This is a genomic window from Streptomyces phyllanthi (genome assembly GCF_009377205.1).
Taxonomy (GTDB): domain Bacteria; phylum Actinomycetota; class Actinomycetes; order Streptomycetales; family Streptomycetaceae; genus Streptomyces; species Streptomyces phyllanthi.
Genome location: NZ_VJZE01000338.1, coordinates 1 through 10,202 on the forward strand (window position 1 = coordinate 1; position 10,202 = coordinate 10,202).

At 72.0% G+C, this 10,202-nt stretch carries 10 protein-coding genes; 7 read left to right on the forward strand and 3 right to left on the reverse strand.

Annotation, left to right across the window (positions count from 1 at the left end; genetic code table 11):
• The first annotated feature begins 77 nt into the window (after nucleotides 1-77).
• From FNH04_RS33125 to FNH04_RS33135, 3 genes are all read left to right on the forward strand, one after another.
• Complete coding sequence (locus FNH04_RS33125; protein ID WP_152789547.1) at nucleotides 78-575, forward strand: DUF2975 domain-containing protein; 498 nt, start codon at nucleotides 78-80, stop codon at nucleotides 573-575.
• On the forward strand, nucleotides 575-814 hold the full coding sequence (locus FNH04_RS33130) for a helix-turn-helix domain-containing protein (protein ID WP_152789548.1): 240 nt from the start codon (nucleotides 575-577) through the stop codon (nucleotides 812-814). The genes FNH04_RS33125 and FNH04_RS33130 overlap by 1 nt, the downstream gene beginning before the upstream one ends.
• A 119-nt stretch (nucleotides 815-933) precedes the next feature.
• A complete protein-coding gene (locus FNH04_RS33135) occupies nucleotides 934-2,130 on the forward strand; it encodes a CaiB/BaiF CoA transferase family protein (protein WP_152789549.1) in 1,197 nt (398 codons plus the stop codon).
• A 53-nt stretch (nucleotides 2,131-2,183) separates the two neighbouring features.
• Here FNH04_RS33135 and FNH04_RS33140 read toward each other — a convergent pair whose 3' ends face one another.
• From FNH04_RS33140 to FNH04_RS33150, 3 genes are all read right to left on the reverse strand, one after another.
• A complete protein-coding gene (locus FNH04_RS33140; protein WP_152789550.1) occupies nucleotides 2,184-2,447 on the reverse strand; it encodes a hypothetical protein in 264 nt (87 codons plus the stop codon).
• A gap of 115 nt (nucleotides 2,448-2,562) precedes the next feature.
• A complete protein-coding gene (locus FNH04_RS33145) occupies nucleotides 2,563-3,396 on the reverse strand; it encodes an anti-sigma factor (protein WP_152789551.1) in 834 nt (277 codons plus the stop codon).
• Entirely contained in the window at nucleotides 3,393-3,935 is a 543-nt protein-coding gene (locus FNH04_RS33150) for a sigma-70 family RNA polymerase sigma factor (RefSeq protein WP_322724544.1), read from the reverse strand. The genes FNH04_RS33145 and FNH04_RS33150 overlap by 4 nt, the downstream gene beginning before the upstream one ends.
• 230 nt (nucleotides 3,936-4,165) lie before the next feature.
• On the opposite strand from FNH04_RS33150, the gene FNH04_RS33155 reads away from it, so the two are divergent.
• The 4 genes from FNH04_RS33155 to FNH04_RS33170 all read left to right on the forward strand — a co-directional run.
• Nucleotides 4,166-5,716: a DUF4331 domain-containing protein gene (locus FNH04_RS33155; protein ID WP_152789553.1), complete on the forward strand. Its 1,551-nt coding sequence runs from the start codon at nucleotides 4,166-4,168 to the stop codon at nucleotides 5,714-5,716.
• Between the two features lie 160 nt (nucleotides 5,717-5,876).
• Entirely contained in the window at nucleotides 5,877-7,340 is a 1,464-nt protein-coding gene (locus FNH04_RS33160; protein WP_152789554.1) for a tetratricopeptide repeat protein, read from the forward strand.
• Nucleotides 7,337-9,184 carry a HoxN/HupN/NixA family nickel/cobalt transporter gene (locus tag FNH04_RS33165; protein WP_322724547.1) on the forward strand — a complete coding sequence of 616 codons (1,848 nt, stop codon included), beginning with the start codon at nucleotides 7,337-7,339 and terminating at the stop codon, nucleotides 9,182-9,184. The genes FNH04_RS33160 and FNH04_RS33165 overlap by 4 nt, the downstream gene beginning before the upstream one ends.
• 63 nt (nucleotides 9,185-9,247) lie before the next feature.
• On the forward strand, nucleotides 9,248-10,202 hold a 955-nt coding region (locus tag FNH04_RS33170; protein ID WP_322724548.1), incomplete at its 3' end, for a serine/threonine-protein kinase.

Here is a 10,202-nt window from a genome sequence, read left to right on the forward strand (position 1 = left end):
CTCACCGCCTGCCCCACCCTTGCCGGGCCTATCGATTTTCGATAGTTTTCCATCGTGACTCGATCGAAGGAGGGGCGATGGGAAAGCTGACTGTGCTCACGCTGCGCACCGTGCTCGTGGTGCTGCTCGCCGGCTCGGTGTTCGTCCAGGCGGTGATGGTGCCGCTGCTGGCCACCGACCTGGAGGGGCTCAACGCGGACTACGCGTACCTGCGCACACCGCTCCTCGTCATCATCGTCCTGGGCGTCGTGACGGCCCAGGTAGTCCTGGTCTGCGTCTGGCGGCTGGTGACGATGGTGCGCCGTGGAACGGTGTTCTCCCACGCCGCCTTCCGGTACGTGCACATCGTGATCGGCGCGATCGTGGCGGCCGCCCTCCTGGTGTTCGCGCTCGCGGTCGTCCTGGCTCCGGGCGAGGCCGTCGCCCCGGGCGTCGTCCTGCTGCTGTGCGGGGCCGTCGTGGCGGTCCTGGGGGTCGCACTCGTCGTGCTCGTCCTGCGGATGCTGCTCGCCCAGGCCGTCAGGCGCGATGTCGAGGCGGCGCGGATGCAGGCCGAGCTGGAAGAGGTGATCTGATGCCGATCGCCGTCGACATCGACGTGATGCTGGCCAAGCGGAAGATGTCCGTGGGCGAGCTCGCGGACCGCGTCGGGATCACCCCCGCCAACCTGGCGGTCCTCAAGAACGGCCGTGCCAAGGCGGTGCGCTTCACGACCCTCGCCGCGCTCTGCGAGGTACTCGAGTGCCAGCCGGGGGACCTGCTCCGCTGGGAAGCCGAAGCACCACGGAGCGAGCCCGGCGCGGACGGAGCCTAGGCCGACGGTTTCCCCGTGCCCGGGCGCCGTGTTCGCGCCGCTCGCCGTACGCCGCCACGCGCACGGTGAGTGAGGGCCCCTACTGACAAAGCCCCGGGGCGGCGGACATGATCCACCCCATGGACCGTCTTCCGCTGCCCCTGGAGGGCATCACCGTCGTCGCCGTCGAGCAGGCCGTCGCGGCGCCCTTCGCCACCCGGCAGCTCGCCGATCTCGGCGCCCGCGTGATCAAGGTCGAGCGGGTGGACGGCGGCGACTTCGCCCGCGGGTACGACACGGCCGCGGGGGGTCTCGCCTCGCACTTCGTGTGGTGCAACCGCGGCAAGGAGTCCGTCGCGCTCGACCTGAAGGACCCGCGGGGCCTGGATGTCGTACGGCGGCTGGTGGCGGACGCGGACGTGTTCGTGCAGAACCTCGCGCAGGGGGCGGCGGCCCGGCTCGGTCTGGACGCGGCCACGCTGTGCGCCGGGCATCCCCGGCTGGTCGCGGTGGACATCTCGGGATACGGGTCCTCGGGGCCGTACGCGGACAAGCGGGCGTACGACATGCTCGTGCAGTGCGAGGCGGGGCTGGTGTCGGTCACGGGGACACCGGAGCAGCCGGTGAAGGCGGGCATCCCGGCGGCGGACATCGCGGCGGCCATGTACGCGTTCTCCGGTGTGCTCGCGGCGCTCGTACGGCGGGGTGCGACCGGGCGCGGCGGCCCGGTGGAGGTGTCGATGCTGGAGGCGCTCGCCGAGTGGATGGGGCATCCGCTGCACCACGCGATGCACGGCGGAACCGCCCCGGCGCGGACGGGACTCGGGCATGCCGTCATCGCCCCGTACGACGCCTATCCGACGGCGGACGGCGGGCGGGTGCTGCTCTCGGTGCAGAACGACCGGGAGTGGCGGCGGCTGGCCGAACAGGTGCTCGGGCGCCCGGAGTTGGGGACCGACCCGGCGTTCGCCACGAACGCGGCGCGGGTCGAACACCGGGAACGCACGGACGCGTTGGTGGGCACCGCACTCGGTGGGCTCGGCACCGACGAGGCGGTGGCCCGGCTGGAGGCGGCCGGGATCGCCTGTGCGCGCCTCAGGGACGTACACGAGGTGGCGGACCATCCGCAGCTGGCGGCCCGGGAGCGGTGGCGGGAGACGGGGACGCCGGTGGGGCCGCTGAAGGCGCTGCTGCCTCCGATCACGCTGCCGGGCGGGAACGAGGCACGGATGGGGTCCGTGCCCGCGCTCGGGGAACACACCGGAGCGGTGCTGCGTGCCGTGGGGATGACGGACGACGAGATCGCAGCACTGCGCCGGGAGGGCGTGATCGCCTGAGCGCGGGCCCGGTTCGAGCCCGCGGTGAGCGGGCTCCTACGAGCCCGTGGTGCTCAGCGGCCGCCGAACAGCGAGCGGCGCAGCCGGCGCAGCGGTGCGAAGAGTGAGACACGGCTCACCCTCGAACCCCTGCGGCTCCGCTCGCGCGTGTCACGCGCGGTGAGCTCACGCATCAGGGATGTCGCCTCGGCCGCCTCACGCTGCGGGACGGCAGGGCCGGCCAGCACCGAGAGATGGCGGTCGAGTCGCGAACTGGTCGCGCTGCTCCCGCAGGTGATCGCAGGGACTCGCGCCCTGCGCGCTGTTATCTGTTCCATGTCACTCCCCACCCGTACGAGTCCACCCGGCCCGGGCAGGGTAACCCTATCGCTCCCGGGCGGCACGCGTGTATCGCTGCCACAGGATTCACCTACCCCACAAGGGCGTTCACGACTACTCTCCGAATCCAACAGTTTCCAGGGCGAGTTGGGCGATCGGCTGGCTGGTGGGCTGCGGTGAGCCCCCATCGGGTTCGATGGTCACGGCGAGTGACGTCGCGTCATCGTTCATCCCGCCGGTCACCAGGGGCGTGTCGCCCTGGAACAGGCCCAATGAGCGCGGTTGCCTGTCGGGACGCATGAGCCAGAGCTGGTGCACCCGGCCGCTCGGCAGATCGTCGAGACCGCTCAGGGTGACGACGGCACGCCCTTCCTTGACGGAGGCGATCACTCCGATGCCCCGGCCCCGTGTGTCCCGTTCGCTCGTCGCGCGGGCGTCGGGGGCGGCGAGAATGTTGGCGATCTCACGTGACCGGTCCCGCTCGGCGTCCAACTGGTCCTGGGCGCGGTTCGCCTGGACCGCGAAGAGCGAGGCCACGACGAGCGCCGTGGCGGCCGTGGCGGTGGCCAGCGGAGCGAAGAGGGGCCGCGAGCGCCGCGCGCGCCTCGGGGGCGGTGGCGGCTCGGTGCCCCACACATGGGGCGGCAGATGCTGGGGGCGCGGGAAGGCCGCGTCCGGTATGGGGGCGTCCGGGGAGGGCGCTTCCTGGGGCGTGCTGCGTACGGCGGCGAGGACCCGGTCGCGCATCGCGAGCGGAGCCGGGGCCGCCGTCGACCACGCCAGCCGTACCGCGTCCTCGGACAGCGCCCGCACATCCGCGGTGCACCGCTCACACTTGGCCAGATGCTTCTCGAAGCGCGCCCGCTCACCGTGCTCCAGCGCGTCCAGTGCGTAGGGCGCGGCGAGCGAGTGCAGATCCCGCCGCGACGGCCTGCCGAACAGACTCATGCGACACCTCCCAGGCACTCGCGCAGCCGCGTCAGGCCGTCACGCATGCGGGTCTTGACCGTGCCGAGCGGCAGGGACAGTTGTTCGGCCACCTCACGGTAGGTGTAGCCGTCGTAGTAGGCGAGCGTCACCGACTGGCGCTGCAGGTTGGTGAGCCGTTCCAGGCAGTGGCGTACCCACTCGCGCTCCAGCCCGGCCTCCACCTCCTCGGCGACCTGGTCGAACGCGGGATGGTGGGCCCGCATGCCCTCGCGCTGCTCGCGTTCGGTGGCGGCGCGGGCGCTGCGCACCCGGTCGACGGCGCGGCGGTGCGCGAGCGTGAGGATCCAGGCCAGGGCGGTGCCGCGGCGGGGGTCGAACCGGCCCGCGGACCGCCACAGTTCCAGCAGCACCTCCTGCGCCACCTCCTCCGACTGGGCCGGGTCGCGAACGACCCTGCGCACTAACCCGAACACGGGACCGGACACCAGTCCGTACAGCTCCTCGAACGCCTTCTGGTCACCTCTGGCCACCAGGACCAGAAGCTCGTCAGCCTCCACTCGCTCCCCTTCCGCAGCTCCGGCCGTGCACGGCCATCCCCTCGCGTCAGGCATTCGCAACGAACCCACCTCCGGATGGGGTTACGGATGAGCCTGCCCGAAACTCGGGTCGCCTGACGGTGAAACAACCTTTCAAACGCTCCGTAAGAACGTTTGGGATTCGACCAATCCACCCTGCCGACCGCTCCGAATGGCGTTCGTCAGGCAAGTTGGCACAGAGGACGGACGGCATGACACCTACTTCCAGGAGCGGCGCAGCGCGCGGGATCAACGGCGCGGGGCGCAAGAACATCGCGACCCTCATCTGTGGTGCGCTGGCCGCCGGAGGTCTCACGGCCGTCGGCGTGTCCGCGCTGCAACCGGGGGCGGCCTCCGCCTCCAGCCACCGGGAGGCCCCGCTGATCTCGGGGGCGCCCCAGTTCGACAACACGGACCTGTACGCGTTCGTCAGCCCGGACAAGCCGGACACGACGACGATCATCGCGAACGTGATCCCCATGGAGGAGCCCGCGGGCGGACCGAACTTCTACCAGTTCGCCGAGGACGCCGAGTACGACATCCGCATCGACCAGGACGGCGACGCGCAGGAAGACCTGATCTTCCGCTACACGTTCAAGACGAAGACGAAGAACGAGAAGAGCTTCCTGTACAACACGGGCGTGGTCGAGAGCCTCGACGACGAGGACCTGAACATCACGCAGACGTACGACATCGAGCTGATCAAGCTGAAGAACCGGCGCGCGGTGTCCAGGACGAAGCTCGCGGACGACGTGTGGGTGGCGCCGTCCAACGTCGGCAAGGCGTCGATGCCGGACTTCAAGAAGCTGCGCGACGAGGCCGTCTACGAGACCGCGAGCGGTGTGACGACGTTCGCCGGGCAGGCCGACGACCCGTTCTTCGCGGACCTGCGCGTCTTCGACCTGCTGTACGGCGGTGACCTGTCCGAGGTCGGGCGCGACACTCTCAAGCAGTACAACGTCAACTCGATCGCGCTGCAGGTGCCGAGCGAGGCGCTCGCCGAGTCGAAGGACCAGCCGATCGTCGGCGTCTGGTCCACGACCCAGCGCGAGGGCGCCGACGGCCGGTACCGCCAGGTCTCGCGTCTCGGTATGCCGCTGGTCAACGAGGTCGTCAACCCGATCGAGGACAAGGACACGTTCAACGCGTCCTCACCCGTGGACGACGCCCAGTTCCTGGAGAACGTCACCGAGCCCGAGCTGCCGAAGCTCATCGAGGCGATCTACAAGATCGAGGCCCCGGACGAGCCGCGCAACGACCTGGTCGACGTCTTCCTGAAGGGCGTCGAGGGCCTCAACCAGCCGCCGCACGTCACCCCGTCGGAGCAGCTGCGCCTCAACACCTCCGTCGAGCCCACCAAGAAGCCGAAGCGGCTCGGTGTGCTCGACGGTGACAACCAGGGCTTCCCGAACGGGCGCCGGCTCACCGACGACGTGATCGACATCGCGCTGCAGGTCGTGGAGGGCGAGCTGGTCGGTGCCAAGAACGACCTGGGTGACGCGGTCAACAAGAACGACAAGAAGTTCGGCAAGTCCTTCCCGTACATCGGTCTGCCGACGGCCGGTTCGCGTGGCAAGAAGGTCGAGGGCAACACCACGGACAACGTGCGCAGCGCGATCGACGGCGGTGTGACCGGCGCGAGCGGCGGCACCGACACCACGCTCATCGCGAGCTCCGCCGCGGCGGGCGCGGGTGGCGTTCTGCTCATCGGCACCGGCCTCTTCTGGTGGCGCCGCCGGAGCAACGAGCGGGCCTACTACTGACCGGTCCCCTGCCGGACCACTGACCGGTCACTTGCCGGACCCCCGCTGAGGGGTCCGGCCCACCGACTGGCGCGGCCCGTATCCACCCATCCCCCACGGCGCGGGCCGCGCCTTTTGCCGGTCGGCACGAAACATCCCGTCACGGAACCTAGGAGAGGGCATGTCCCCGCGTACGAACGACAGCGCGCCGGAGAGCGAAGGTCCGGCCGAGGACGTCCTCGCACGTGAGGGAAGCGAACAGGACGCAAAGGCCGCTGCTCCCGCCGCGGACGCCGTCAAGGGCGGGCGTGAGCCCGTCGAGCCCACCCGGCACCGGGTGCTGCGGCTCGCGGCGTGCGCGGCCGCGCTGGCCGTCGCGATCACGTCGGGGGCCATCGCGCTGGGTTCCCGCGACGAGCAGCCGGTGAGCGCGTCGAGCTCACCGGGCGTCACGGCGGAGCTGCTCGCGGGCGGCGACCTCGACGCGAACATCGAGGCCCTGCAGGCCCATCTCCGCGAACAGCCGAGGGACCACAACTCCTGGGCCACGCTCGGGCTCGCGTATGTGGAGCAGGCCCGCACCAAGGGCGACCCCTCCCGCTACCCGCAGGCCGAGAAGGCCCTGAGGCGTTCGCTGGAGCTGCGCCCGGACAACGACACGGCACTCGCGGGCCAGGCCGCCCTCGCCGCGGCCCGCCACGACTTCGAGGGCGCCCTGAGCAAGGCGGACCGGGCGCTGGAGCGGAACCCCTACAGCGAACGGGCGCTGTCCACACGGATCGACGCCCTCGTGGAGCTCGGCCGCTACGACGACGCCACGAAGGCCGCCGACCTGGCGGACGAACGGCGCCCCGGTATCCCCGTGTTCACGCGGTACGCGTACGTGCGTGAACTGCGCGGCGACACGAAGACCGCCGAGCGGGTCCTGAAGCAGGCCCTGGACTCCGCGAGCGGACGCGGTGACATCGCGTACGTGGCCACACAGCTCGGCCAGCTCGCCTGGAAGCAGGGCGACTACAAGAGCGCGCTCGACCACTACGCCCGCGCGCTCGGCGCCGACGACGAGTACGTCCCCGCCCTGGAGGGCCGCGCCCGCGCCGAGGCCGCGAGCGGCGACCGGGACGGCGCGATCCGCACCCTGGAGCAGGTCGTCTCGCGCTTTCCGCTGCCGGGGCCGCTCGTGGAACTCGGCGAGCTGTACGAGGTGAAGGGCGACAAGGAGAAGGCCCGCGACCAGTACCGGCTGGTGAACGCCTGGACCTCGATCGCCCGCGCCAACGGCGTCAACGCCGACCTCGACACCGCGCTCGCGGACGCGGACCACGGTGACCGCGAGGCGGCCCTGCGCGCGGCCCGCGCCGAGTGGAAGCTCCGCGAGACGGTCCACACGGCGGACGCGCTCGCCTGGGCGCTGCACGTCAACGGCCGCAGCGAGGAGGCCCTGCCGTACGCCCGCCGCGCGGCGGCCACCGGCTACAAGGACGCCACGTTCCTCTACCACCGCGGGATGATCGAGCGGGCCACGGGCGACGAGAAGGGGGCACGGGCCTCGCTGAGGGCGGCGCTCGACCTCAACTCCGGCTTCTCCCCGCTGGGCGCCGAGAAGGCCCGTAAGGCGCTCAAGGCTCTGGAGGCCGCCAAGTGACGCTCCACCGGCGTGTGTTCGCCTCCTGCACCGCGGTCCTCCTGGCGGTCTGCGCGCTCGTGCTCCTGCCCGCCGGAACCGCGAGCGCCCACCCCCTCGGCAACTTCACCGTCAACCGGTACGACGGACTCGTCGCCGCCCCCGGCACGCTCCGCGTCCTCCATGTCGAGGACCTGGCGGAGATCCCGGCGACGCAGGCCGAGTCCGCCATCAAGAAGCAGGGCATGGAGAAGTGGGCCCGGGAGCGGTGCGCCACGGCCGCCCGGGACAGCGAGGTCACGGTCGGCGGCGAGGACGTGGCGCTGACCCTCGCGTCGAGCCGTGCCGAGGAGCGGCCCGGACAGGCCGGGCTCAAGACCCTGCGCGTGGAGTGCCGGCTGACGGCCCCGCTCCCCGACAAGGCCGCCTCGGTACGCTTCCACGCCGCCGTGGACTCCGGCCCGGGCTGGCGCGAGGTGACCGCGCGGGGCGACCGGATGACGCTGACCGGGTCGGACGTACCCGAGAAGTCCATCTCCCGGGAACTGGCCTCGTACCCCGAGGAGTTGCTGTCGTCGCCGGAGGACACCGCGTCGGCGTCCCTGCGCGTGCGGCCCGGCGGGCCGGCGCTGGCCGCCGACGAGGGCGGCGCGCCCGGTGCCTCGATCCTGCCGCGCGGCGCGGACCGCTGGACGAAGGCGCTCGACGACCTGGTGGCCCGTCAGGACCTGACCGTCGGCTTCGCCGCTCTGGCCCTGGGCATCGCGGTGTTCCTCGGCGCGATGCACGCGATGGCTCCCGGCCACGGCAAGACGATCATGGCCGCGACCGCCGCGGCCCGGGGCAACGCCACGTTCCGCGATGTCCTGCCCATGATCGTGTCGGTGACCGTGACGCACACCCTCGGCGTGGTCGCCCTGGGCCTGCTGATCGCCGCCGGGTCGTCCGCGGCGCCGTCCGTGATCACCTGGCTCGGCATCGCGAGCGGCCTCCTCGTGATGGCGGCGGGCCTGACCCTCGTACGGCGGGCGCTGCTGAACCGGAAGCTGATGCGTGGGCATGCGCACGGGCACGACCACGCGCACGGTCACGACCATGACCACGAGCACGAGCACGCGCACTCTCACAGTCACGATCACGAGCACTCACACGAGCACGAGCACGAGCACTCCGGCTCCTCCGCTCCCGAGCCGGAGCGGGCGCTGGTCCTCGCCCACGCGCACGCGGAGGCGCCGTCCGAGACCCGCGTGCTCGCGCACTCGCACGCACCGGGCCACGCAGGCGGGCACGGCCACGGCGACAGCCACAGTCACGGCGACGGCGACGGCGACGGCGACGGCGACGGCGACGGCGACGGCGACGGCGACGGCGACGGCGACAAGCACAGCCACGGTCACGACCACCCACACGGCCACGACCCCGACCACGACCACGACCACTCGCACGACCGCAAAGCCACCCTCTTCGGCGGCACCATCACCCACACCCACGGCGGCTTCACCCACAGCCATCCGGTGGCCCCCACCCTCCGCGGCACGATCCTGCTCGGCTTCGCGGGCGGGCTGGTGCCCAGCCCCTCCGCGGTGGTCGTGCTCGTGGGCGCGGCGGCGCTGGGGAAGGCGTGGTTCGGACTGTCGCTCGTGCTGGCGTTCGGTGTCGGGCTGGCGTTCACGCTGACGGCCGTCGGGTTCGCCGTGGTGAAGGCGGGCGACGGGATGAGCCGGCTGCTGGACCGGCGCCCGCGACTGGCCCGCGGAAGGCTCTTCGCGCTGGCAAGCAGGACCGTGCCCCTGGCGTCGGCGCTCCTGGTCGTCGTCCTCGGGGCCGGATTGGTGCTCAAGGGGGCGGCATCCGCACTCGGCTGAGCTACTTTTGGGGAGATATGACGCCGGCCGCAGGAATCGCGCGGATGCGAATGGGGGGCACCCGTGTCCGAAGAACCGGGCAATGAGCGTGTGATCGCGGGGCGCTACCGCCTCCTGTCCCCTCTCGGCGAGGGCGGCATGGGCACCGTGTGGCGGGCCCGCGACGAAATCCTGAACCGCGAGGTCGCCGTCAAGGAGGTCCGCGCCCCGGCCGGACTCCCGGCGCCCGAGATCGAGCGCATGTACGCCCGTCTGGAGCGTGAGGCCTGGGCCGCGGCCCGGGTCGCGAACCGGAACGTGGTGACGGTCTACGACGTGGCCATGGAGGAGGGCCGCCCCTGGATCGTCATGGAGCTGGTCCGCGGGCTCTCGCTCGCCGACGTGCTGGACGCCGAGGGTCCGCTCTCCCCGCAGCGCACCGCGCACATCGGCGCCGAGGTCCTCGCCGCGCTCCGCGCCGCCCACGAGGCGGGCGTACTGCACCGGGACGTGAAACCGGCCAACGTGCTGATGGCGAACGACGGACGTGTCGTCCTGACCGACTTCGGCATCGCCACGGTCGAGGGCAGCTCCGCGCTGACCATGACCGGTGAGGTCATCGGCTCTCCCGAGTTCCTCGCCCCGGAGCGTGCGCTGGGCCGCAGACCCGGACCGGAGTCCGACCTGTGGTCGCTCGGCGTGCTGCTGTACGCGGCGGTCGAGGGCAACTCGCCCTTCCGCCAGGACACCCCGCTGAGCACCCTGCGCGCGGTCGTCGACGAGGAGTTGCCGGCGCCGCGCCGGGCCGGACCGCTGGCCCCGGTCATCGAGGGGCTGCTGCGCAAGGAGCCCGCGGAGCGGATCCCGGCCGACCGGGCGGAGGAGGACCTGCGGACGGTCGCCGCCGGCGGCACCCCGCAGACGGGCGCGGTCGCCTCCGTTCCGTACACCCCGACCGTCGCGGCCTTCCCCAGCCCGGACCCGACGGCGCCCACCGGTCCGTACCGGAGCCGGCCGTCCACCCCGCCGCACCCCGTCC